At 33.9% G+C, this 22,718-nt stretch carries 24 protein-coding genes; 7 read left to right on the top strand and 17 right to left on the bottom strand.

Translation table 11 applies throughout. From position 1 onward, the window contains the following. Window positions 1-4 precede the first annotated feature (4 nt). Complete coding sequence (locus IC221_RS14750) at window positions 5-883, top strand: geranylgeranylglycerol-phosphate geranylgeranyltransferase (protein ID WP_188169703.1); 879 nt, start codon at window positions 5-7, stop codon at window positions 881-883. A gap of 173 nt (window positions 884-1,056) precedes the next feature. Here the strand turns inward: IC221_RS14750 and IC221_RS14745 are convergent, their stop codons facing one another. The 4 genes from IC221_RS14745 to IC221_RS14730 all read right to left on the bottom strand — a co-directional run bounded on the left by IC221_RS14745 (window position 1,057) and on the right by IC221_RS14730 (window position 5,361). After that, window positions 1,057-1,860 carry a DUF1338 domain-containing protein gene (locus IC221_RS14745; protein ID WP_188169702.1) on the bottom strand — a complete coding sequence of 268 codons (804 nt, stop codon included), beginning with the start codon at window positions 1,858-1,860 and terminating at the stop codon, window positions 1,057-1,059. Window positions 1,861-2,057: 197 nt separating this feature from the next. Then, window positions 2,058-3,470, bottom strand: coding sequence for a hypothetical protein (locus IC221_RS14740; RefSeq protein WP_188169701.1), 1,413 nt, complete (start codon window positions 3,468-3,470; stop codon window positions 2,058-2,060). Between the two features lie 111 nt (window positions 3,471-3,581). After that, window positions 3,582-3,974, bottom strand: coding sequence for a 30S ribosome-binding factor RbfA (rbfA, locus tag IC221_RS14735; protein ID WP_044202000.1), 393 nt, complete (start codon window positions 3,972-3,974; stop codon window positions 3,582-3,584). A 127-nt stretch (window positions 3,975-4,101) separates the two neighbouring features. Then, window positions 4,102-5,361: a DUF3137 domain-containing protein gene (locus IC221_RS14730; protein ID WP_188169700.1), complete on the bottom strand. Its 1,260-nt coding sequence runs from the start codon at window positions 5,359-5,361 to the stop codon at window positions 4,102-4,104. Window positions 5,362-5,565: 204 nt separating this feature from the next. On the opposite strand from IC221_RS14730, the gene IC221_RS14725 reads away from it, so the two are divergent. From IC221_RS14725 to IC221_RS14715, 3 genes are all read left to right on the top strand, one after another. Beyond that, a complete protein-coding gene (locus tag IC221_RS14725; RefSeq protein ID WP_188169699.1) occupies window positions 5,566-6,573 on the top strand; it encodes a glycosyltransferase family 9 protein in 1,008 nt (335 codons plus the stop codon). 41 nt (window positions 6,574-6,614) lie between these two features. Then, complete coding sequence (locus IC221_RS14720; protein WP_188169698.1) at window positions 6,615-7,697, top strand: aminotransferase class V-fold PLP-dependent enzyme; 1,083 nt, start codon at window positions 6,615-6,617, stop codon at window positions 7,695-7,697. Between the two features lie 71 nt (window positions 7,698-7,768). Next, entirely contained in the window at window positions 7,769-8,305 is a 537-nt protein-coding gene (locus tag IC221_RS14715; protein WP_188169697.1) for a hypothetical protein, read from the top strand. Here the strand turns inward: IC221_RS14715 and bla are convergent. The 13 genes from bla to IC221_RS14650 all read right to left on the bottom strand — a co-directional run bounded on the left by bla (window position 8,295) and on the right by IC221_RS14650 (window position 20,532). Next, complete coding sequence (bla, locus tag IC221_RS14710; RefSeq protein ID WP_188169696.1) at window positions 8,295-9,032, bottom strand: subclass B1 metallo-beta-lactamase; 738 nt, start codon at window positions 9,030-9,032, stop codon at window positions 8,295-8,297. The two genes, IC221_RS14715 and bla, sit on opposite strands and share 11 nt — an antisense overlap. An 83-nt stretch (window positions 9,033-9,115) precedes the next feature. Next, window positions 9,116-9,487, bottom strand: coding sequence for a hypothetical protein (locus tag IC221_RS14705; protein ID WP_188169695.1), 372 nt, complete (start codon window positions 9,485-9,487; stop codon window positions 9,116-9,118). A 163-nt stretch (window positions 9,488-9,650) separates the two neighbouring features. After that, window positions 9,651-10,076: a response regulator gene (locus tag IC221_RS14700; RefSeq protein ID WP_188169694.1), complete on the bottom strand. Its 426-nt coding sequence runs from the start codon at window positions 10,074-10,076 to the stop codon at window positions 9,651-9,653. Then, window positions 10,057-10,413: a hypothetical protein gene (locus tag IC221_RS14695; RefSeq protein WP_188169693.1), complete on the bottom strand. Its 357-nt coding sequence runs from the start codon at window positions 10,411-10,413 to the stop codon at window positions 10,057-10,059. The genes IC221_RS14700 and IC221_RS14695 overlap by 20 nt, the downstream gene beginning before the upstream one ends. A 429-nt stretch (window positions 10,414-10,842) precedes the next feature. Further along, window positions 10,843-12,096: a nucleoside permease gene (locus IC221_RS14690; protein WP_188169692.1), complete on the bottom strand. Its 1,254-nt coding sequence runs from the start codon at window positions 12,094-12,096 to the stop codon at window positions 10,843-10,845. Window positions 12,097-12,332: 236 nt separating this feature from the next. Then, window positions 12,333-12,734 (bottom strand): two-component system response regulator, encoded by a 402-nt coding sequence (locus tag IC221_RS14685; protein WP_188169691.1) that lies wholly within the window; start codon window positions 12,732-12,734, stop codon window positions 12,333-12,335. Then, window positions 12,734-13,885 carry an ATP-binding protein gene (locus tag IC221_RS14680; protein WP_188169690.1) on the bottom strand — a complete coding sequence of 384 codons (1,152 nt, stop codon included), beginning with the start codon at window positions 13,883-13,885 and terminating at the stop codon, window positions 12,734-12,736. The genes IC221_RS14685 and IC221_RS14680 overlap by 1 nt, the downstream gene beginning before the upstream one ends. Window positions 13,886-14,098: 213 nt before the next feature. Further along, the gene (locus tag IC221_RS14675) at window positions 14,099-15,403 is read right to left on the bottom strand and encodes a PAS domain-containing sensor histidine kinase (RefSeq protein ID WP_188169689.1); all 1,305 of its coding nucleotides are present in this window, start codon (window positions 15,401-15,403) and stop codon (window positions 14,099-14,101) included. Beyond that, window positions 15,390-16,793: a sigma-54 dependent transcriptional regulator gene (locus IC221_RS14670; RefSeq protein WP_188169688.1), complete on the bottom strand. Its 1,404-nt coding sequence runs from the start codon at window positions 16,791-16,793 to the stop codon at window positions 15,390-15,392. Before IC221_RS14670 ends, IC221_RS14675 begins: the two co-directional genes overlap by 14 nt. Window positions 16,794-17,007: 214 nt before the next feature. Then, entirely contained in the window at window positions 17,008-17,391 is a 384-nt protein-coding gene (locus tag IC221_RS14665) for a hypothetical protein (RefSeq protein WP_188169687.1), read from the bottom strand. A gap of 17 nt (window positions 17,392-17,408) precedes the next feature. After that, window positions 17,409-18,599, bottom strand: a complete 1,191-nt coding sequence (locus IC221_RS14660) for an ABC transporter permease (protein WP_188169686.1) — start codon at window positions 18,597-18,599, stop codon at window positions 17,409-17,411. Continuing rightward, entirely contained in the window at window positions 18,599-19,837 is a 1,239-nt protein-coding gene (locus tag IC221_RS14655; protein ID WP_188169685.1) for an ABC transporter permease, read from the bottom strand. The genes IC221_RS14660 and IC221_RS14655 overlap by 1 nt, the downstream gene beginning before the upstream one ends. 2 nt (window positions 19,838-19,839) lie before the next feature. Then, window positions 19,840-20,532: an ABC transporter ATP-binding protein gene (locus IC221_RS14650; protein WP_188169684.1), complete on the bottom strand. Its 693-nt coding sequence runs from the start codon at window positions 20,530-20,532 to the stop codon at window positions 19,840-19,842. Window positions 20,533-20,834: 302 nt separating this feature from the next. Between IC221_RS14650 and IC221_RS14645 the strand changes: the two genes are divergently transcribed. From IC221_RS14645 to IC221_RS14635, 3 genes are all read left to right on the top strand, one after another. Further along, window positions 20,835-21,692: an Rpn family recombination-promoting nuclease/putative transposase gene (locus tag IC221_RS14645; protein WP_188169683.1), complete on the top strand. Its 858-nt coding sequence runs from the start codon at window positions 20,835-20,837 to the stop codon at window positions 21,690-21,692. Between the two features lie 174 nt (window positions 21,693-21,866). Continuing rightward, entirely contained in the window at window positions 21,867-22,349 is a 483-nt protein-coding gene (locus IC221_RS14640; protein WP_223241393.1) for an HAD family hydrolase, read from the top strand. Between the two features lie 107 nt (window positions 22,350-22,456). Further along, window positions 22,457-22,690 carry a hypothetical protein gene (locus tag IC221_RS14635; protein WP_223241392.1) on the top strand — a complete coding sequence of 78 codons (234 nt, stop codon included), beginning with the start codon at window positions 22,457-22,459 and terminating at the stop codon, window positions 22,688-22,690. Window positions 22,691-22,718 lie beyond the last annotated feature (28 nt).

The following is a 22,718-nucleotide window of genomic DNA, read 5'->3' as shown; positions in this document are numbered from 1 at the left end:
TACAATGAGTAAACCACAAACAGAACAAACTTTTTTTATCAACTTAAAAGACTTTTTGAGTCTAATAAGAGCCAATAATCTTCTCATCATATTGTATACACAATGGATGGGAAGGATTTTCTTGGTAGGACCAAGTGCCGACTGGAGATATCTTCTGCAAGATGTTTCTTTTTGGTTATTGACCCTTTCTACATTACTGATTGCTGCCTCGGGCTACATCATCAATGATTATTATGATATAAAAATTGATGCTGTCAATCGCCCAAACAAGCAGGTTATTGGTAAGTTAATGCGAAGAAGGGTTGCCATTTTTACACACACTGTATTTAATTTGATAGGAATTGTAATTGGCTTTTCTTTATCGCTCGAAGTAGGAATAGTGTGTTTTATTGCCTCTTTTTGGCTTTGGCTTTATTCCAATGAATTAAAAAGAAGAGCCTTTATTGGCAATGTAAGTGTAGCGGCGATTACCGCATTGTCTATCTTTTTGATCAACATTTATTTTGCTGAGCACAACAGGGCTGTATATGAATTTGGGATTTTCTCATTTTTCGTTTCTCTGATTCGTGAAATCATCAAAGACTTGGAGGATAAAGAAGGAGATGTGAAATTTGGTTGTAGAACATTGCCTATTATATGGGGAGATCAAAAAACCAAAAAGTTGATTTACCTTTTATTTGCTTTGTTTATAGCTATATCATTTGTTATTGTGATGGAGATGGAAGAGCCTTATATTCAATACTATTTCTGTATTTTATCGCTTCCGGCATTTATGATGATTTACAAACTGATCAAAGCTGTTTCAAGTAAAGATTACGGAAAAATCAGTTCTTTTATAAAATACTATATGGTGGCCGGCATTTTAGGGATGTTCTTTATATAAAATGATCATCTCGAAATTCTAGCATTATACAAAAAGAAACCCTACAAACTGTAGGGTTTCTTTTTTTACATTAAGTTCTAGATAATCCTGAATTGGTTAGAAAAAGGTGTTCGATCGTCGATGTATTCTATAACGTATAACTTTAGAAATGGTCATTTTTTTTGATTGAGGTTTTATTTCGAAAGAGCAGTGTCTGTACTTTCAAATATTTTATCAGCCGATGATGCGATAAAACCTTCGAAAAGTTCCCCAGTGCTGTCTTCATATCTTTTCGCGAATTCATAATAACATGAAGGGACTTCGTATTCTCCTTCCTGGAATTGAATTTTAACTTTATCCGCAAGGATACTTGATTGTTCTAAAAGCTGTTCCTTACTTCCTTTGATTTCACCACCCGAAGTATTCATTTGGAATCCATTGTCTTTCAAAAACTGATTCACATCTTCAAGGGTGTTGAAATGATCTAACTTGTTACAGTGAATAGTAAAATGATTGGCTCTAAAACCAAATACATACATCCATGCTGCGTATTCAGATTCTTCAACAAGTCTCTCATATATTTTATAAGAAGGCTTTTCCCAAAGACAACCACTCAAAAGTAATTGCTCAATATCCATATGCTCAGCACCAGAAGTTGCAATGATAGAATCAGCTACATCCTGTAGAAATTCACTGCAAAGCTCTAATCTTAATTCTGAAATGAAGATTTTTGGAGCATCTTTATCAGTGCGATGCTGGAAATGGGCTGCTTTTAATTTCTTTGCTTCAAAAACATATTCCCCTTTTTTTTCATAACCAATACGAATAAATGGTTCTGAAAGTCGATCAACATTTACTAGTGGATGATTAAAAGTACGGATAGCAATATGATCATTTTCGATTGTTTCGGCTTTGTCCTCAAAAATGGACTGGATCTTAGCAGCAGAAGGGGTAATTTCCACATACTGATCCCAAAGCTTCTCAAGGATATTTTTCATGTGTTTAAATTGGTTGTGTTTGGTTTATTATATAAATGTAAAAAATACGTTTATTGGTAGTGCAAATATACAAATGAAATTTTTCAGGCAAAGAAAAAAGTGAAAAATTTTATTTTTGTACTAATAAGGGGGTGGAAATGATGTCAGAATGAAAAGTATATAAAACTAAAAAACACCTAATATTTTAGATCTCATTATTACTTTCTCTTTGAGAAAATGACTAATCCATTATCTAATACCACTTTTTCATATTGTTTCTGAATAATAGTAATATAATCTAAAAGCTTTTGTCCATCACCATTTGTATCTACAATTACATCAGGCATATCCTTTTCAAAAGCATTATAGATCGTTCTTATTTCGTCATAGTTATCAATCTTCTTGAAAAATTGACGACTTACATTGTAGTTGAGATAGGGCGTAGCTAGGTTGTGATCTTTGTAGTACTTATAATCCAATCCGAAAACCAGCATTTTATCACCATATTCATTCAAGTCAGGAACTTCAATAGCCCACGCATTTTGATAAGGAGATTCAATTTTCTTTGGTAAAACATCAAATGCTGTACCGATCATAAGTGCTAGGAAAAGGAGGGAATAAGACCATAACGTGATTTCAGCCATCAGCCTTTTTCGAATGATCAATAACTGGTGAGCACTGAAAAAGCTTAAAGCGGGTACGTATAAGATCAATTGATAAGAAATCGTAAAAGAGGAGAACACAATGCTTAAGGTAGCAGTGATGACCCAAATTAGCATTAATTGCTGTATGTTTTGTTGGGAGTTGATAAAGGCATTATAGCTGAATGTTTTGAACATTCCCATCAATAGAATAAAGGCAGGAATAACGCTAAGCATTAGCATTTGTTCCCAAGTCAATTGGAAATTGTGTTCAAGATTAGGTATTGCTAGTATACATAAGTTGGCAAATTCTTCTAAACCGTCTATATAATAGAGGTACACCAAATACCCTCCCCAAACGATTGTAAACCCTACAAAAGCCAAGAAAAGTCTGTTGAATGAAGAGACTCTAAATGTTGCTAATGCGAAAATACCCATCAAAAGGAAAGAGAAAGAAGGCATATAGGCCAAGGAAGCCAATCCGAAGAATATACCGGTATTCAAGATACTCTGCTCCACATCTGTTCGCTCCATTCTTAGTAAATTTCGAAGACCAAACAATAAAAAGGTCAGTGAAATGAGCGTTGGAGAAAGTGTCATGAAATCATAACTAATGTTGGAAAATAGAAGATACATCAAGCCTGGTATAAATGTTTTTTGTTTATAGGCTTCACTTCTATTCATCATTAGGTTGAATAGATAAGATTGTATTAATGTAAGAAATGCAGCAAAACCAAAAAATACAGCTTGTGAGGTGCCAAACCATGAGGCAATGACCCAATACACACCCGCTGAAAGTGGAGCTATATTATCCCAAACATCCACATACATACTATTTCCTTCCGCCAGTTTATCACCAAGCGTAAACCAATGTATCTCATCAGAAAGCAATGGAATATCACCAATCCAAATTGGAAGGCGAATGATGATCATAAGGAATAAAAGAATGATTAATCGTAAGGGATCGTTGATTTTAAAAAATGCCAGCATGTTCTGCTAAGTATATCCTATAAATTCAAAAAAGTGGATGGAGTTGTAACCGAATAGTACAACAAAAAAAGCATGTCTGAACAGTGAAGTCGCTCAAACATGCTCTTCAAATTAACGTGTGTAGATATTGTCATCATCGTCATCTTCTTTTTCGTCAGGGATGTCGATGTTTTCAAATAACTTGTCAATTTTTTCTGCTTCTTCTGCAGTATTGTCATAGTAAAAACGTAATTCAGGAATTACTCTTGCTTGATGACGAATACGTTGTGCCAGAAGGTTACGGATTGATTTATTTTGCTCTTCAATCTCAACAATTTTTCCTTCCGGGTCTTTTGTTAATAAAAAGCTTAAATACACTTTCGCTAAACCTAAGTCAGGAGAAATTTCAACATGCGTTACAGAGATAAAAGCACCTCCAAACATAGAAACTGAATTCTGTTGAAAAATTTCGCCTAGATCTTTTTGGATTAAACGAGAAAATTTATGTTGTCTTTTACTGTCCATTTTCCTTATGATCTAATATATTTTTTGCAGCCTCATTTTCTAAGAAAGTAGGGTGAGAGGCTTAATTATACTTTCGTATGTTACAAATTTCGGAAAAAAATAAGAGATGCCATACTTTAAATGATGTTTAGTCATCTTCCTCTTCATAATAATCCTCATTTTCAAAGTCGTCTAAATCAAAATGAGGATTTTTACCATTGCCATCAGCACCAAAAAGCTGTTCTTGTGACGCCGCAAAGGATTCATCCAACTCGTCTTCTTCAGGATCTTCTCCAAATTGTTCTTCTTCTTCTAGGAAAGATTCACTGTCATGAACGATGGCTTCTTCTTGTACTGGGGCATTTTCGTATACATGATCATCTTTGGTAGAATCCCCAAAGTTGTTATTAATCTGGGTTGGAGGCGCTTCTTCAGGAATAGGGTCATTGAGAGTATGTGCAACGGTTAAGATCATTTCCATATCTCTGTAAAGATCTTTCAGAATAAAAGACCTCTTTAATGAATGGGTGGTATCTACTTTGAAAAGCTCTTTACGCACATCAAGAAAAACATAAAGTTTTCCCTCTTTCATTACACAATTGACTTTGGCCTTGAAGTGTTTCTTGATTTTATAAAGCCTCTTTATGAAGTCATCTTTTAAAGATTTTTCGGCATCGGCTCTATTCGTGGCATACACCTTAAAGAATTTTCGGAACTCAGGGTCCTTGATGGGAACATAAGTACCGTAGCGGTCATCTTTTTGTTCAATTAATCGCCCAACATGCCCCCAGTTTTTCTGAATATGGTCTTCAAAAATATAAATTTCGGTAGATGGTGGATCATCTAATTCAACAATCATAAAGAAACCATGAAACTCTTTTTTATACTTTTCTTTTTGTTTCTTTTTCTTATTGACATACCATTTATTATTAGGAGGGCGTAGATGACTCACCATTACCTCCGACATCTGAAGAGAAGTGCCATCTATTGACCCTTCAATGAGGTCGTCTCCTTCGTAATCATCGGGAATGGTTGGGTTTACTCCACTTTCAATCCATTTTTTTAGAGGAATAAAATCTTGAGGAGAATACCTTAAGCTGTTGTCCATAAAGCGGATCATTTCTCTTACTACCACCTCTTTGTATTCTTCTTCAATGGTATCATCCTGAAAATTATTATTGAAATAATTCATGGAAGTGAGAGGAGCAAAAATACACATGAAGTATACCCCGTATTCATTGATTTGATCAAGGTATAAAAGCATTAAAGAGAAGGAAATCATCAACATCGTTAAGCCACCAAATTGAAGACGCTTGTTGTGCATATAGTATCTTTTGTCTTCAATCTGATCTAACTGACCGGCAATATTTTCTTTAAAATGATTTTTAAATTCTTCGAATGACTTCATGAATGGGTACCTACGTTTTACCTAAATCCAATATGAAGATAGGGAGTAAAAAAGGATAAAAAAAGAAGTTTTGTACTCGTATGAATTAATCTATTCTTGTTGAGAGTGATAATTGATTTAAGAACGAGCCTGTAGGAGCTATAAATTTTGTAGATATAGACTCCATTTATTGCAATATTCATTATGAAATGAGATTTTTACGGCATGAAAAAATTCTTAGTGATCCAGACGGCATTTATCGGAGATGTCATTATGGCAACTGCCGTTGTGGAGAAGTTGATTAAGTTTTACCCTGAAGCATCTATTGATTTTGTGGTAAGAAACGGAAATGAGGGGTTATTGAGAAACAATCCTCATATCAACGAGGTTATTATTTGGAATAAAAAAGTAGAGAAAAATAAAAACCTTTTAAAGGTTTCTGCAGAAATCAGACGTCGCAGATATGATAGAGTAATCAATCTTCAACGCTTTTTTTCTACAGGTTTAATGACCTTCTTATCTTCAGCAAAATCTACTGCAGGTTTTGATAAAAATCCATTGAGTTCATTCTTTTCAATTAAGAAAAAACATGAAGTGGGGTTAGGAAGAGAAAGAGAGCATCATGAGGTGAGTCGTTACCTTTCTCTAATTGAAGATATTACTGACGCTGAGTTTGTGGGTCCGAAATTATATCCCAGAGAAATTGACTACGAAAAAGCCAAGTTTGAAGGAAAATATGTAACAATGGGACCCAGTTCAGTATGGTATACAAAGCAACATCACAAAGATAAATGGGTGGAATTTATCAATAAAATTCCCGAAGATACTGCCGTTATTTTAATTGGTGGACCAGGAGATAGAGACCTTTGTGATGAAATTGTAGATAAGGTAGATAGAGGTAATATGTGCAATTGGGCAGGGAAGCTTTCTTTCTTGCAGTCAGCAGCACTAATGAAAGGAGCTGTGATGAATTATGTCAATGATTCAGCACCTCAACATATGGCTTCTTCTATGAATGCACCTGTAACGGCAATTTTCTGTTCAACAATTCCTGAATTTGGTTTTGGACCATTGTCCTCCAACTCTAGAATAGTTGAAGTAAAAGAAAATCTTGATTGCAGACCTTGTGGTATACACGGTCATAAAAAATGTCCAAGAGGCCACTTTAAGTGTTCTATGGATATTGATACAAATGAATTACTCATTTCCGATTGGAAAATAAAAGAGGCATAAGTACATGTCCTTGTACTTAAAACCTAACTAAACAGACAAATATGAAGAAGTTTCATCTAACAGCAGGACCAAGTGAGCTGTATTTTACTGTAGAGCAGCATATCCAACAAGCATTAAAAGATAATGTTGCTGTCATCTCCCACCGTAGTGGTGCATTTCAAGAGATCTTTGCTTTTACAGTAAAGCAGGTGAAAGAAATGTTGGGCGTACCGGAAGATTACCATGTAGTTTTCACTGGTTCGGCGACAGAAGTATGGGAAAGACTAGCGCAGGACTGCATTGCTCAAAAAAGTGCTCATTTTGTAAATGGCTCCTTTTCAGAACGTTTCCATGCTTTTGCGGAAGCTTGGGGACATCAAACACAAAAAATTGAAAAACCTTTGGGCGAAGGTTTTTCAGAAGCAGATTTTAACATTGACGCTGATGTAGACTTGATCTCGATCACTCAAAATGAGACGAGTACAGGTGTTCAATTTCCCGTAGAAGATATTTATAAAATCAGAGAGGAAAACCCTGATGCTTTAATTACAATTGATGCTGTTTCTTCAATTCCATATTTGGATATTGACTTTACAAAAATCGATAGTTTATACTTCTCAGTTCAAAAAGGAATGGGATGCCCAGCAGGATTAGGAGTTTGGATTTTCAACGAAAAATGTGTTGAAAGAGCTAAATCTCTGAAAGCGGACGGTAGATTGATGGGAGGTTACCATGATATGTTTACGTTGTTGAAAAATGCAGCGAAGAACATGACACCTGCCACACCAAATGCTATTGCCATTTATACGCTTGGTAAAGTATGTGAAGATATGATTCGTAGAGAAATGAAAATTATCAGAAGCGAAGCAGATTATAAATCTTCATTACTTTATGCCGCTGTTGGTGCTCATAAAGACTTGGATTATGCTGTAAAAGAAGAAAGAGTTCGCTCTAAAACAGTAATTGTAATCGAAGTAAAAGAAGGACGTGATGCTAAAGCTTTAATGGCCTATCTCTCTGAACAAGGTTTAGAGGTAAGTACAGGTTACGGCCCTAATAAAGCGACTCAAGTTCGTATTGCCAACTTCCCTACAATATCGAAGGAAGTTTACTTTAGACTAGTTGATTTAATCGAAGCTTGGTAAGCTTTCAATTTACATATTTTCAATCCCCAATTGGTTACCATAATCAATTGGGGATTTATATTTTTTAGTTTATGAATTCAAAATTGACAATCAAGTGGGGTACTCAAAATATCATCACTTTTGGAATATATTTCAGTTTATCTCTTCTGTTTACATTGGGCTTTGCTTTCCTTTTTATCACTTCAGGTGAGGTGGATGTCAACGTAAAATTCTCTTACAGTTTATTGACAATATTAGGTGCTTTTGCTACCTTCTCTTCTGTATGGAATCTATTAAAAGCCAAAAAGGGATATTCTGATGTTCTCATTGATCATGAAAAGGTAGTTGTACAAAATCGAAGTTTAGGTTATAAGGAGGATTTTGAATTTGAAGTCTCTCATTTAAAATCTCTAACTCTTATTCAGGAGAATATAAGTGTCATCGATAAATTGAAAACGTTATTGATGAATACAAAAGGCCTACACTACAATTATCATTTATGTGTGGTTTTGAAAAATGAGGAAAAACCTAAAAAGATATTTCCTGAAGCAAGGTTATCTGTTGAAGAGTTGAAATCAATTGCTGATCAGATTCAACAGAAAATTCAAGATGCAAAAATCAATTCTTAAACATTTTGATGGTGTTCTCTAGAAGTGAAATGTTCCCCACACCACCATGTCCAGGGACTACTACTTCTACTTCAGGAAAATCTAACATTGTTTTCATTACAGAATTAGACCATTCGGTGGTGTCAGCATCTTCAAGGTTTCCTTTGCCCCAGCCTGTGGCTTTGACCAAGCAACCTCCAAATAAAACTTTGTCAGAAGGTATATAGGCAACGATATTGTCATGCGTATGACCAGCTCCTTCAAATTTTAAAAGGATTTGATGATCATCAACATTCAATGTCAATGTATCAGTAAATGTTTTTTGAGGAGGAGTGTGATTCGTTTTCTTTGCTAATTGTGCAGTGTGTAGTGAACCGTAAGAAGTAATTCCTTTGGTATGAAAATAATCAAGTCCGGCTAAACAATCTATATGAAAATGAGTGGGTACAACTCCCTTTACGGTAACATTTTGCTTATCTAGCCACTCCAAAAGCTCTATACTACTTTCTTCATTGGTTGGAGAATCAATAATGATCGCTTCTCCATCATCCATGACTACAATTCCATTACATGGAACTCGCCCATAGCTTTCTGTTTCTAAGAACGAAGTATGTAATATGACATGTTCAGTGAGTGGTCTAATAACTAATTGATGAGAGACATAAATATCTTCTTGCTCGTTTTTAGTATCTTTTTTACAAGCAAAAAAAAGGAGGAAGCATAAGCTTAAAAAGTAAATTGATTTCATTGAATAATGGTTTTTGAAATTAGAAAACTCAGAAGTTGTACCTCTGAGTTGACAATAAATTTCAGCATTATTCAATTCTATTCCTAACTTTTTGACTTCGATAAAATAAACGCTTTCACTTTTGGATGAAAACTTAATGCGAATGAATATCCTGCAACGATAAAACCAATAATTGCTTTAGCTGGAATAGAGACTATAAAGTCAAAAATGATGATAGCTCTATAAATTTGCAGTTTACCGTTGAGTGCCGTAGCGATCAACCCGATGAGGTTGATGACATACACAATAGCGGTATAAAGTATAAACTTTGGATTAGCATTCGGTATTTCTAGTTTTCCGGTGTTGATAGCATAAAAAAGACCAAAGGCAATAAATACTTTCAGTAAAAACGAAACCATGATGATACGAAGAGCAACTGGTTTTTTAAGATCAGATTTCAATGTAATAGTTTCCATTGTAGTGTTTTTTTAGTGTTTTGATATGTTACAAATATCTATTTTACTAAATGGAAACTATTGGAAAATTCGGTCAAAAATTGGTAGAAAAAGCTCACGTAAATTTTAATAGAAGTAACACCATTTTTTAATTGAAAATTACTTGTTGAGTATTTAAAAGACCTTAAGAAGCATTCTGATTTGAGAACTTCTTCTCATTTTCGCAACTATCAAATATTTGGAAAATTCTTTGTGTTTTATCTTTTGTAAGGGGTTTAGAAATATATGCTTTTACCGATTGGTAAGACTTAGATCGTATACGATCTTGAATGAGGTCTGAATTACTTAAAACAATTACATTATAAGTATCACTGAGACCAACAATATCTATTTCATCTAAAATATCCCATCCACTGACAAGCGGCATATTTAGATCTAATAAAATATTATTAGCATTCCTATTCTGTCTGATAAAGTGAAGAAAATTTACACTCTTATCAAACTCTTGAATGCTTATGTTGTTGTCACATCTTTGTAGGTTGATCCTTGTGATCTGATTAGTAATAGCATCATCGTCTACCAGAATGATTTCATAGTTGTGGGTCATCATAAATAGCAATTTGAATTCTATTGTTAATAAATGAAATTCCTATTTTGGAGGAATATATGTTGTTATTGGGTGCAAGAATTTTACAGTCAATTATTGCTTTTGTTTTCCTTTCGGAAATGGCGGTTTCTAACTCTTGATTCAATTCAATCGGAAATAAATCATATAAGTATAAATAATCATCTGAGCTTCTTTTATACTTATATAAAAACATTTCTGAGGTTCTAAACAGATACAGATCTTCATTGAAACATGCATAAACGAGTTCTTTATTCAGAAGAGCATTGTTAATACAAGAAAGGCGTTTTTCTAGATCTTCTACCTTGGATTGAAATACCATTTTTACAAATAGATTAAATACTGATTTTGTTTTTTATAATTATTAATTGAAAAATTTATTTTGATCGAATTGTTTAAGGATAATTCTATTTAAGTGGGTATTAAAGTAAATTTTTGGTAGTATCATTTTGATATTAATCCAAGATAAAAATGAAATTTAAATTTTAATACAAAGAATAAAAATATTTATTCAGATTGTTATGAGAGTACAATTTATCCATTAAAACATACCTGTCTATTCATAATGAGATGTATATGTAAACTCCTTCTTTAGTATAATTGATGTTGAATAATAAGCTATTTCGGTAGTCAACAATTGTATTTTTCTTATATTTTTATATAAATAAAAACAGCTATTAGATCGAATAAGATCCAATAGCTGTTGTATATTTTATTTCCCATAAGTGCGCATATGGGTTAATTATTAATCCTAGTGACTAAAGTTCTCAACCTCTTTAGGATCGTGCTTGTGCTTGAAAGAAACAGCAAACAACAGTGCAACGACTAATGAATAAGCCGCAAATGCGAACCAGATATTTGGCCAGTCACGAACGCCTTCAGCACTAGTAAAGAACTGATCGATCATTACACCTGATACCGAAGAACCTAACACCGCTCCAAAACCATTGGTCATCATCATAAATAAACCTTGTCCTGATGCTCTGATTGTCTGATCTGTTTGTGATTCTACATATAATGAACCTGAGATATTGAAGAAATCAAAAGCCATTCCGTAAACGATACAAGAGATGATAATCCATACTAAGCCTGAACCTGGATCACCGATTCCGAATAAGCCAAAACGTAACACCCAAGCAAACATACTCATCAACATTACGTTCTTAATTCCAAAACGTTTTAAGAAGAATGGAATAGCAAGAATAAATAAGGTCTCAGAAACTTGAGAAATTGACATGATGATGGCAGGGTATTGAACTGCTATACTATCTGCGAAAAGTGGGTTGCTATCAAACTCATGTAGGAAGATATCACCGTATGCATTTGTTAATTGTAATGCTGCACCTAATAACATTGAGAAAATAAAGAACAATGCCATTTTTCTTTGCTTGAAGAGTTTGAAAGCATCTAACCCAAGTGCTTCAATCCAAGTTTTATTGCTTTCTCCTTTATTGATATCACATTTTGGTAATGTGAATGCATAAAGTCCTAAACCAATTGATGCAGCTGCTGCAACATAAAATTGGGCTGGTGAAGTTTCGATTTTCAATAAACTGACCATCCACATTGCAACAATAAATCCGATTGTACCCCAAACCCTAATAGGAGGGTAGACTTTCACAATATCTAAGTTTGCTTTTTGTAGTGCCGAATAAGCTACTGTAATCGACAATGATATTGTAGGCATGTAAAAAATCATATTGATTAACATGACCACAAAGAAGGTTGAAGGATCATTTACTTGTGGTAAATAGCATAAAATTCCAGCTCCAATAATATGAAAAATACCTAAAAGTTTTTCAGCACTTATATATCTGTCAGCTATGATACCAGTAAGGGCAGGCATAAATATGGATGCAATACCCATGGTAGAAAAGATCGCTCCAAATTCGGTTCCGGACCACTGTTTAGTTTTGAACCAGTAGCCTCCAATAGTAATCAACCATGCTCCCCAAATAAAGAACTGTAAGAAGTTCATTATGGTTAGACGTAGTTTTAAACTCATATCTATATTTGATATTATGAATTAAATAATTGTATTGGCTACAAATATAGACTTTCTAGCGAATTTATTAAGTTGTTTTTTGACAGTAAAACTTAATGAAGTTTATCAACTTTAAAATTAATTCATAACATAGCGAAGATGAAAGCCTTTTTTAGGATCACTTTTTCGAAAATTCTTACTGTAATTAATGAAAACAACAGGGCCAATACAATATGACCCTAGTTTGTTTGAAAGTTTTATGACCCCACCACGTTAAATAAGGACATTACTTTCTCCTGATTTAATGGTTTATTGACAAAAAAGTCAACAATGGTAAGGTTTTCAGCCTTCTCCTTATCTTTAGGGTTCAATGATGTTGTCAATATGGCCAATTGTGGTTGTTTGAATTTGAATTGAATCGCTTCGTAAATTTCTGTAAACTCCCAACCATTCATATCAGGCATATTGATATCCAGTAAAATTAAATCGGGTAATTGATCTTCTTTGTCGATATTCATTAAATAAAAGAGGGCATTTTTAGCTTCATTAAAAACAATGAGGTTTTTATCAATGATATCCATTTTTTCGAGAATTAACTTATTAAGGAAAATGGACATCTCTTCATCATCGATAAGCATTACTTTCTTTAAGTCTTTCATTATTTGGGGAGTTTAAAGTAAAAAGTTGTTCCTTCACCTTGGGTAGATTCTAACCATATTTTTCCATGATGTAAATCCACAATTTTTTTACAGTGAGCAAGGCCAATTCCTGTACCTTCGTATTTCTTATAAATGTTGAGTTTTGTGAAAATATCAAAGATTTTGTCATAGTTCTTTTTTTCAATCCCTATACCGTTGTCAATGATTTCGAAAAGGTAATGTTCAGGTAAACAACTACAACCGATCGTAATATGAGGAGCGTTGAGGTTGGAGTGAAACTTAATGCCGTTACTGATGATGTTTTGAAATAGAATTCTTAATTCCGTTTCATTTCCAATAAGGTTTTTAGGTAAATTTTCAATCGTGAAAGTGGCACTGTTGTCATGAATTATTTTGTCGAGGTCCTTCAAAACTTCCTGTACTAAACGGTTGCAGTCCACCTCTTCCACTTTTCTATCCAATCCGATATTGGAGTGTTCGAGGAGTCCCAAGACCAATTTTCCCATTCTGTCGGCTGATTCTGAGATGAATCCCAACATCTGTTTAGAGGTTTCAGAAAGTTGGTTGGCTTTATCACTACTTAATAAGTCCGCAAAGCTTTTTATACTATTGATGGGTTCTTGTAAATCGTGAGATGCTACATAAGCAAACTTTTCAAGCTCTTTGTTTTTCTTTTCAAGTTGAAGTGTATACGCTTTTTCAACTTCCAGCCGCTTTCTTTTGGTGATGTCAATGTGATAGCCTACCATGCGTATGGGGTTCCAATTGTCATCCCATTCTATGACTTTTCCTTCACATTGTACCCAAATAATAGCTCCGCTTTTATGATAAAAACGAACTTCACTGGCATAGGGCTCTCGACCTCTACAATTTATATAGCGATTGAAATTTTCTTTTACTATTTTAAGATCATCGGGATGCATAATTTTCATCCAAGCTTCAGGAGTATTTTCCATCTCATGATCCTCGTAGCCAAACATTTTTTTGAAAGAGGGGCTTAAATACTCATAGTTATCTTGAATATACCAGTCCCAGAATCCCGCCATGGTACCTTCAAGTATACTATCAATGATTGTTTCTTTTTGTTTTAGCTGATTTTGAACGTGGGTAAGTTCTGATTTTAAATTTGAAATCTGATCAATATCGTGCATAGAGTTTTCGGGTTATAGATGTGAATTGGAGTGTTCCCAGCAAGTTATTTTTAAAAAGCTAAATAAAAATAACCTCTTTTCAAATCCATAATCTTGTAAAATGCACTAATATATTAGAAAAGTAATACTTACGTAGGTTTAATGAGTTTTATTAAAAAAATGAATAAATGATATTGAAATCTTAATAAGAGTACCTTTTGAGGTGTTTTGGTACTATTTTCTTAGATTTATTACAAAAGTAGCTCCACCTCTTTCATCACTGAATAGTCCAAAATCCCATCCGTGTTTTATTAAGATGTCTCTACAAAGCATAAGTCCAATTCCCTGACCGGTAGGTTTACTGCTATAAAACGGTGTAAATAATTTTTCTTCTACCTCTTTAGAAATTGTTGGTCCTGAGTTCCAGATCTCTAATTTTTTATTGCTTTGATGATACCCAATTTGAATGACTTTTTTATCATTAACCTCCATAAGTGCTTCTTTGGCATTTTTGAGGATATTGATAAACAACTGTTCTAATAGGCTTTTATCTGCAGAAATAATCACTTCCTGTTCTATATTCAATTCAACATCAATTTGATGCTTTGTAAAATCAGCTTTGTAGAGGTCAGTAAGGTTTTCAAGTAAAAGCTTGAGGTCGATATTTTGAAAATCAGGTTCTGGTACTTTTACCACTGAAGCAAAATTTTTCATAAACAAAGCCATTGCCCCATTTCTATCTTTAATAATTGAAAGAGCATCAATGTAATCTTCTTTGAGTTCATCGTCAGTAGGAGCAAACATTTTTAGTGTATCCACAAATGAATTAATGGCACCCACTGAATTATTTACCTCATGACTCATCATTCGAATCACTTTACTGTAAGCTTGTTTCTCTTTTTTGATATCCTCCAAGTAGAGGTCTTGAATAATGATAAATTGCTGTTGGAAGCCTTGGAAAATGAAGGAAGATTTATGACACCTGTATTTTCTGCCACCAGAAAACTGTATATCTTGAGCCGTTTCAAGAGGTAATTGATGAATGGCATCAAGCAGAGGAGCATTCAATTCATTTAGTGTTTTACTTTGAATTGTGTTAAAATCCATTTCTAACATATTCAATGCAGTAGGATTGGATTTGATGATTTTTTGATCGTAATCTAAAATGATGATCCCAAGGGGAGTGGCTTTAATGAGATGCTCTAAAAAATAACTTTGCTCTCTTTGTTCTACTCTCTCCTGATGTATTCTATCAATCATTTTATTAAACACTGTCACCAATTTATTGACAATAGGGTGAGGTGTAGGAAGTAATCTTGATTGAAAATCATTGTTGGTTAATAACCTTAAAGCATTATTTAGTTCTTTTAGGGGTTTGCTCACATATAAATAAAGCCTGATCAACCATAATACGACAATTACTGATACCACCTCAGCAGTTAAAAAAAGTAACGGACTTTCCAGTCTGTTGGTATATGTGACTCCTAAAAGTGTACCTACAGTGAGGAGGGATAATAAACTATATTCAATCTTGAGCATCCGTGATTTCGTATTTTTCTATTTTTCTGTAAAGTGCATTACGTGATATTCCTAGTTGTTTGGCAGAAGGAGCAATTTTATAACGATTTTCATCCAGTGCTTTTCGAATCATTAAAATCTCCATTTCTTCCAATGTCATACCATTAGGGACAATCTCTTCTTTGATTTCATCATTTTGGAAGGCATGAATGTTGGTAGGGTTGTTTTCAAAATCACTGACTTGAAGCACATCACTCATACTCATCAAAACAGAACTTTCTACCCAGTTTTTCAACTCTCTAATATTTCCTTTGAGGGGCTGTTTTTGTAACCATTTCAAAGTGTCAGGAGCAAAGGTTTTTCCTGTGATACCATAAGAGGTTTCCAATTGATCCAAGAAATGCTGTGCTAATAATGGAATATCACCCTTACGTTCCCTTAAAGGTGGAAGCACTACCGTAATTAAGTTAATTCTAAAGAAAAGGTCTTCTCTGAATTTCCCTTCTTTTACCAATTCCGGTAAGGTCTTATTAGTAGCCGAGATCACTCTGAAATCTGCTGTTTGTGTTTTGGAAGATCCTAAAGGTTCAAACTTTCTTTCCTGCAGAACTCTTAATAATTTCACCTGAGAGGAAAGGTCCAATTCACCCATTTCATCCAAAAAGATACTTCCTTGATCCGCTACCGCAAAACGACCTTCACGATCTGTATATGCTCCGGTAAATGACCCTTTTTTGTGCCCAAACATTTCAGACTCAAACAAAGACTGAGAAATACCTCCTAAGTTGACCTTTACAAATTCATTATCATTCCTAGGACTATTATTGTGTGCCGCTTCAGCAATCAGTTCTTTACCTGTTCCACTTTCTCCCATAATTAAAATAGGAGCATTGGTTTTGGCTACCCTGCCTACAGTCTCCAATACCTGCAACAATTTAGGATCTTGCCCTATAATATTGGAGATGTTATACTGATCTTCTAACTTTTTGCGAGTTGGAGATTTCTCTGTCGGCTGAGCTTTCAGTTTATTCTTCTCAACCGCAACGGCATCCTTTATACATTTCAATAAATGATCATTATCCCATGGTTTATTAATAAAATCGGATGCACCCAATTTCATTCCTTCAATGGCCAATTGCATACTTCCCCATCCTGTAAATAAGATAACGGGAAGGTTCGAGTTAGTCTTCTTTATTTTTTTTAAAGCAGCGAGTCCTTCATCACCTGTAGTTTCCACTTTGAAGTTCATATCCAACAAAACACAAGAAAACTTGAATTCTGAAAGTAATGGATAAGCTTCTTTAGGGTGAGGTGCCAAGATAGGTTTGAAACCATTCATTTTAAGGAACAAACCGATGGATTTACGAACAGCTTCGTCGTCGTCAATAATTAGTATATAGGAATTGGTCATTTTGAAAATTTGTTAATCTTTAAAGATAGAGTAGATCTTTCTTTTATACTATATTAAGAATGTGATTTATCGTTTTTTAATTTTATTATCAATTTGCTCATCATTGTACTAATGAAGCATAAGAAAATAATGGTAGGTTAATAAAATTAGATTATCATGAAGTTCTTGTTTTGAGAGGAAACGCTTTTCCCTCACCGACACTAGTTTTGCTGAATTAAATACAAGAACAGTTTAGATTTCCACTGCTTTCTTTACCTTGAATTTCTATTTGTAACTGCTTTGTTCCATTCAGGTTGATTTTATGTTCAACATATTTGGAATTGTCGGTTTGTTCGATCACCTGACCCTTTTCATTTTTGATGACAATATTAAATTCTCCTTTCGAATGAGAAGATTTCAACATTAATGCTTTTGTACCCTCACTACAATTCATTCTGAAATTATCTTTTCCTGAAAAGGATTTAAATTTCATATCAAAGTTCTCATCAGTTTGATTTAATTTGACGTTTCTATAGTTCGCTCCTGATATAAGAGAAGCTGTGGTAGCACATGAAGTAAGTGCTGCCACAATGATGATAGAGATTAATTTAGTTTTCATAGTTTGATTTTTATTGATTATAATTCATGTAAAGCCTCATTTGGGGTAACCTTAGTGGCTAGTTTACTTGGGTAATATCCACAAGCAACTGTGATAAGTAATACAAAGCCTAAAGAAAATAAAGCTCCCATAAAATATTCTGTATTACTATAGTTAAATGCACCTAGTATTGGGAATTGTATCGCGAAAACACTTCCTAGAGCGATTCCAATGACAAAGAGTAATATTACTTCACTAAACATTTGTAAGAAAATATCTTGCTTGGATGCTCCCATAGCTCTGCGGATTCCGATTTCACTTTTTCTTTTACTGATGTTGTACCAAAGAACACCATATAGTCCTAATGCGATATTAATCACCAAGAAAAAGGCTACGAATGACATTAAGAAAAGGGGAAGGATTTGCCATTGATTTTTTTCCTCTTGAAGATCTTCAAAGTAATCAATACCAATTTTTAAATCAGGGTTTAATCTTTCTAAAGAGTTGACAATACTCGCTTCGATCTTTCTTGGATCATTTTGAGTTTTTACAAAAAGGTTACTTTGGTGACCATCCTTGAACCAATCATAATGATCATAACATCTTATAGCAATGTCTTCTTGATCGCTGAAGTCACTGTCACGGTTATAATAGTCGATCACACCAAAGATTTTAATCTTCACATCTTCGCTGATCAACATATCTTCTTCATTAAGATAAGGTTTGATTTTTTGATAGAAATAGTTGGTCACAATAACAGGCTCATAATCATGTTGAGCATCTTCAAAAGTAAAAGGTCCACCTTTGATATAATTGAAGTCCATAAACTTCACCGCACTAGGTTTTAAGTTTTGTTCAATTGGCCAGAAAGTGACACCACTGTCTAATTTCCAAAGTGTTGTGTTTGTACTACCTGAGTAAGGGTGAGCATAATCCATCTCTGCAATTTCTTTTACCTCTTCATTTTGATTTATGACCTGCTTTACGGCATCATAAAGTACATGTTGTCCCTCTTTAGAAGTGTTTTCTTCGGGTAGTTGACTTAAGTCTAGTTTCACAATCATCACATTTTCAGTTTTAAAACCTACTGGATGAGCATAGTTTTGAAACTTATTGTAAAGCAGTGAGAAAAGTAAAAATAAGATGATGAAAGAAAAAGCAATCTCAACTACCATTAGTGCGTTTTTCTTTTTTCTAGTCCAAAGGATCTGAAGTGAATGCTTTATCATTATTGCTTATCGTTTTTAAGTGAAGAAATAATACCGAAGTTGGAAATTTTAAGGGCAGGGTAGAAACCTGATAGGATACTGAAGAATAATGTACAGGCAAATCCATATCCTAATAAGATAAAGTGAATTTCAAGTCGTTCGTCTTCACCCATCCAACTGTAATGATTGAATAAGGCCACGACTCCGAACGTCATGATCATACCAATCACTCCACCAATGAGCGTTGTAAATACATTTTCTACTAATAGCTGTTTTAAAAGATCAGAAGAGGATGCACCAAAAGCTTTTCTAATTCCCATTTCTGATGTTCTTTCTGAGATACGAGTGATATTTAGATTAATCAAACTCAAAGCAGGGATAAACATACAAATGAATGCAATAAGACTCAGGTAAACCCCAAACATACGTTCATCATCTACATCAAGCATATTCCAAAATAATAATGCTTTTTCTGTCAAAGCTTTAGCCTCATTTTTCACCTCATTTTTTGAAGCATCAATTGGAAGTGAAGCAACGATTTCTTGGAATTCATTCTGTCCTCTTACCAAGTCTTCTTGGTTTTTAAACTTCATGTAAAACACACTAGACCCCAAGAATACATGCCATTGTTGATCAGGTTTTTGATGAATGTTATAAGGAGTATAAATATCAGCAAATGCTCGTCTTCTTAGCTTATTCTCTTTTTTGACTATACCAATCACTTCATAGTATCTTGATTTAGTCTTGATTTTCTTGCCTAATGGATCTTCATCCCCAAATAATTCACCAGCAAGCTGATCAGTTATAATGGCTACTTGTTTTCTTTGTTCTAAGTCTTCTAAAGTAAAAGCACGACCTTTTATAAATTCCAATGGAAAGATTTTAGTGAAGTTGTGATCTATATCTTCCCTTGAAACCTTCTTTCCTAATTCTTTATAATACACATTAGCAAACCAGTGGCTCTCGCTGACTGAGATGACTTCAGGAGTTTTCATCTTCGAGAAGTAATCCTTGTAAGCACTGTAAGAAAAAGAAGAGTTGGAATAACCATTTTCTCCACTTCTGATAACTTTCAAGTTCGAAGCGATCAATATTCTATCAATATCTTTATAAGTACCGTTTGCTCCGTAAGAGGTGTCAAGAATAGATCCGATAAACATCACTACCATGATTGTCATGCTTATTCCGAATAAGATGATAAATGAGAAGAACGGATTTCTCTTCAAAGAGTACCAAGCGAGTTTTATATATGTTACCATAATTATGCAGTTTCAAATGAGTTTTTAGCTTGAACAGATACCTGACGACCATCAAAAATTCTTACAATTCTATCGGTCATTTTAGCTTGTTGTTCGTCGTGCGTAACCATCACGATGGTAGCCCCTTCTTTATTGAGTTTCATCAACATTTGCATTACTTCTTCACCCATTACAGAGTCTAAGTTACCTGTAGGTTCATCAGCAAAAATGAGAGAAGGATTTCCAACGATTGCTCTTGCGATTGCCACTCTTTGACGTTGACCACCAGAAAGTTGAGTAGGCTTGTGATCCATACGGTGCGATAATCCCACACGCTCTAATGCCTCTTCCACTCTTTTCTTTGTTTCTTTAGAAGAGATACTTCTATATAACAAAGGCATTGCTACATTTTCTCTTACACTCAAATCGTTGATCAAGTGAAACGATTGAAATACAAAACCTAAATGCTCGTTTCTGAATTTAGCTAGTTTTTTGTCTGAAAGAAGTAGTGGGTTATAACCGTTGATTTCAATTACTCCATCAGAAGGTAAATCCAATAATCCCATAATACTTAAGAGTGTTGACTTACCACAACCTGATGGCCCCATGATAGAAATAAATTCACCTTTCTCAATCTTCAATGAGATATTCTCTAACGCCCAAGTTTCAACGGCATCCGTTTTAAATACTTTACTGATATTTTTTAATTCAATCATGATGGTAGACTTTTAGTTTTTAATTTGACACGAGTAGAAAACTCAAACGAACTGTACCAAAGTTCACTATTACTTATGAAAAAAGTGTTCAAAAATAATTAAGGTGCTGATTAATAGATATTTGAGTTGTGTTTTAGGTGTTTTGAGTAGATTAGGAATGATTCGATTAATTGCAAAGTGTTCCGTTTTGTAGCACTTTGTGAGTAGTGTCTTTTTCATAACAAAAGACATAGTTCTCAACTGACATCTATTAGCGTGATATTTATTAATAACATATCTTTGTGAAAAGATGAAGAAAAACAATGAGTAACAATTATATACGATTCGACTGGGCTATTAAAAGACTCCTTAGAAATAAGGCTGACTTTACAGTACTAGAAGGTTTTTTGACAGAGTTGTTGAAAGAATCAATCAAAATTGAGAACATTTTAGAGAGTGAGGGAAATCAGACATTAGAAACTGATAAATACAATCGTGTAGATATTTTAGTGAAAAACGCTAAAGGTGAATTTGTGATCATTGAAATTCAAAATCAAAAAGAGTACGATTATTTTCAAAGAATGCTTTATGGAACTTCTAAAGTGATTACGGAATACCTTCACTTAGGAGAAAGATATAAAGAAGTAAAGAAGGTCTACTCTATCAATATTGTCTATTTTGACCTAGGTCAGGGTGAGGATTATGTCTACTTAGGAAAAACAGATTTCAAAGGTTTACATCAAAAGGACATATTGAGTTTATCACCTAAACAACAAGAATTACTAAAAGGAATCAAAGAACCTGCTGATATTTTTCCCGAATATTATGTCATAAAAGTAAATCAGTTTGATAATGTAGCAAAAGACACTTTAGATCAATGGATTTATTATTTGAAAAATGATGAAATCCGAGAAGAGTTTACTGCTAAAGGAATGAAAGAGGCAAGGGAACTTTGGCGCGTGGATAGGCTATCTTCTGCAGACCGCAAAAGCTATATGAAGCACATGGAATACCTTAGTGATCAAGCAAGCTTGGAGTGGACCATGAAAGTGGATGCGGAGGATAAGGTTCGAAAAGGTGAAAAATATCAAATTGCTAAGTCTTTGAAATCTAATGGGGTAGATGTGGGGGTAATCATGAAATCTACAGGTTTGAGTAGGGAGGAGATTGAACAACTTTAATATTGTAGGGTCTTTTCATTTTATCAAAAAATGAAGGACTGATTTGAAGCTTAACCTTTTAAGAAGAATTAAACTATTTATGCAAACGAACACAAAACCTCTCCTTATCTTAGACATTGATGAACATTAGTTTTTGCCACGAAAGAAGAGTTAGAATACCCTACCCATTTTAAAATGGAAAAGTATTTTGTGTACATCAGACCATTTTTAGAAGAATTTATCAATAAGGTCAAAAATGATTATAGATTGGCCGTATGGTCTTCTGCCGGAGATGATTATGTAAATGAGATTGTAAGTCAATTGAAAATTTTAGACAATCAATTAGAGTTTGTGTGGGCAAGAAGTAAGTGTAAAAGAAAATATGTTCCACAAATGGATGAAGATGGCTATTATGATACAGATCCCAAAAGTCATTATTACTTTGTGAAACCACTCAAAAAAGTAAAACGAAAAGGGTACTCTTTAGAGAGAATATTAATTCTTGATGATACATTTAGAAAGTCTGAGGAAAATTATGGAAATGCAATTTATCCTACACCCTATTTAGGACAAGAAAAAGATAATGAACTTCAAAAAGTAGCTTTATACCTCAAGAAAATAAAAGATGTGGAAAACTTTAGATCCATTGAGAAAAGAGATTGGAGGGAGAGAATTTGAATTTATTATTAGAAATTATTATCTCTCTCATTATCTTCTAAAAGAAATGCGTTCACTACTTTTGAAAAATCTACTAATGCGATAGTATCGCACTTTTAAAACCAGAAATGAGTACAAATAAGTTATTATCTCCGTCCAAAAAAAGAATTTCTTCCATTGATATATTAAGAGGATTAGTCATGCTTTTTATGTTATTGGATCATGTGAGAGAACGATTCTTTTATCATATGCCAATATCAGATCCGATTAATATTGAGGAAACCAGTTCGGATTTATTTTTCACTAGAATACTAGGGGCTGTCGCAAAACCATCAAAAATTCCAAATACTCTTCATTTTTAAATCGTATGAACATAAACAGTTTAAAAAT

Source organism: Flammeovirga sp. EKP202 (genome assembly GCF_014534745.1).
Classification (GTDB): domain Bacteria; phylum Bacteroidota; class Bacteroidia; order Cytophagales; family Flammeovirgaceae; genus Flammeovirga.
This window is presented reverse-complemented; position numbering and strand designations above follow the sequence as displayed.

What these genes read in the sequence shown, in the direction of transcription:
- IC221_RS14750 (WP_188169703.1), top strand. Translation starts at nt 5, where the DNA reads ATGAGTAAACCACAAACAGAACAAACTTTTTTTATCAACTTAAAAGAC.
- IC221_RS14745 (WP_188169702.1), bottom strand. Translation starts at nt 1,860, where the DNA reads ATGAAAAATATCCTTGAGAAGCTTTGGGATCAGTATGTGGAAATTACC.
- IC221_RS14740 (WP_188169701.1), bottom strand. Translation starts at nt 3,470, where the DNA reads ATGCTGGCATTTTTTAAAATCAACGATCCCTTACGATTAATCATTCTT.
- rbfA (WP_044202000.1), bottom strand. Translation starts at nt 3,974, where the DNA reads ATGGACAGTAAAAGACAACATAAATTTTCTCGTTTAATCCAAAAAGAT.
- IC221_RS14730 (WP_188169700.1), bottom strand. Translation starts at nt 5,361, where the DNA reads ATGAAGTCATTCGAAGAATTTAAAAATCATTTTAAAGAAAATATTGCC.
- IC221_RS14725 (WP_188169699.1), top strand. Translation starts at nt 5,566, where the DNA reads ATGAAAAAATTCTTAGTGATCCAGACGGCATTTATCGGAGATGTCATT.
- IC221_RS14720 (WP_188169698.1), top strand. Translation starts at nt 6,615, where the DNA reads ATGAAGAAGTTTCATCTAACAGCAGGACCAAGTGAGCTGTATTTTACT.
- IC221_RS14715 (WP_188169697.1), top strand. Translation starts at nt 7,769, where the DNA reads ATGAATTCAAAATTGACAATCAAGTGGGGTACTCAAAATATCATCACT.
- bla (WP_188169696.1), bottom strand. Translation starts at nt 9,032, where the DNA reads ATGAAATCAATTTACTTTTTAAGCTTATGCTTCCTCCTTTTTTTTGCT.
- IC221_RS14705 (WP_188169695.1), bottom strand. Translation starts at nt 9,487, where the DNA reads ATGGAAACTATTACATTGAAATCTGATCTTAAAAAACCAGTTGCTCTT.
- IC221_RS14700 (WP_188169694.1), bottom strand. Translation starts at nt 10,076, where the DNA reads ATGATGACCCACAACTATGAAATCATTCTGGTAGACGATGATGCTATT.
- IC221_RS14695 (WP_188169693.1), bottom strand. Translation starts at nt 10,413, where the DNA reads ATGGTATTTCAATCCAAGGTAGAAGATCTAGAAAAACGCCTTTCTTGT.
- IC221_RS14690 (WP_188169692.1), bottom strand. Translation starts at nt 12,096, where the DNA reads ATGAGTTTAAAACTACGTCTAACCATAATGAACTTCTTACAGTTCTTT.
- IC221_RS14685 (WP_188169691.1), bottom strand. Translation starts at nt 12,734, where the DNA reads ATGAAAGACTTAAAGAAAGTAATGCTTATCGATGATGAAGAGATGTCC.
- IC221_RS14680 (WP_188169690.1), bottom strand. Translation starts at nt 13,885, where the DNA reads ATGCACGATATTGATCAGATTTCAAATTTAAAATCAGAACTTACCCAC.
- IC221_RS14675 (WP_188169689.1), bottom strand. Translation starts at nt 15,403, where the DNA reads ATGCTCAAGATTGAATATAGTTTATTATCCCTCCTCACTGTAGGTACA.
- IC221_RS14670 (WP_188169688.1), bottom strand. Translation starts at nt 16,793, where the DNA reads ATGACCAATTCCTATATACTAATTATTGACGACGACGAAGCTGTTCGT.
- IC221_RS14665 (WP_188169687.1), bottom strand. Translation starts at nt 17,391, where the DNA reads ATGAAAACTAAATTAATCTCTATCATCATTGTGGCAGCACTTACTTCA.
- IC221_RS14660 (WP_188169686.1), bottom strand. Translation starts at nt 18,599, where the DNA reads ATGATAAAGCATTCACTTCAGATCCTTTGGACTAGAAAAAAGAAAAAC.
- IC221_RS14655 (WP_188169685.1), bottom strand. Translation starts at nt 19,837, where the DNA reads ATGGTAACATATATAAAACTCGCTTGGTACTCTTTGAAGAGAAATCCG.
- IC221_RS14650 (WP_188169684.1), bottom strand. Translation starts at nt 20,532, where the DNA reads ATGATTGAATTAAAAAATATCAGTAAAGTATTTAAAACGGATGCCGTT.
- IC221_RS14645 (WP_188169683.1), top strand. Translation starts at nt 20,835, where the DNA reads ATGAGTAACAATTATATACGATTCGACTGGGCTATTAAAAGACTCCTT.
- IC221_RS14640 (WP_223241393.1), top strand. Translation starts at nt 21,867, where the DNA reads ATGGAAAAGTATTTTGTGTACATCAGACCATTTTTAGAAGAATTTATC.
- IC221_RS14635 (WP_223241392.1), top strand. Translation starts at nt 22,457, where the DNA reads ATGAGTACAAATAAGTTATTATCTCCGTCCAAAAAAAGAATTTCTTCC.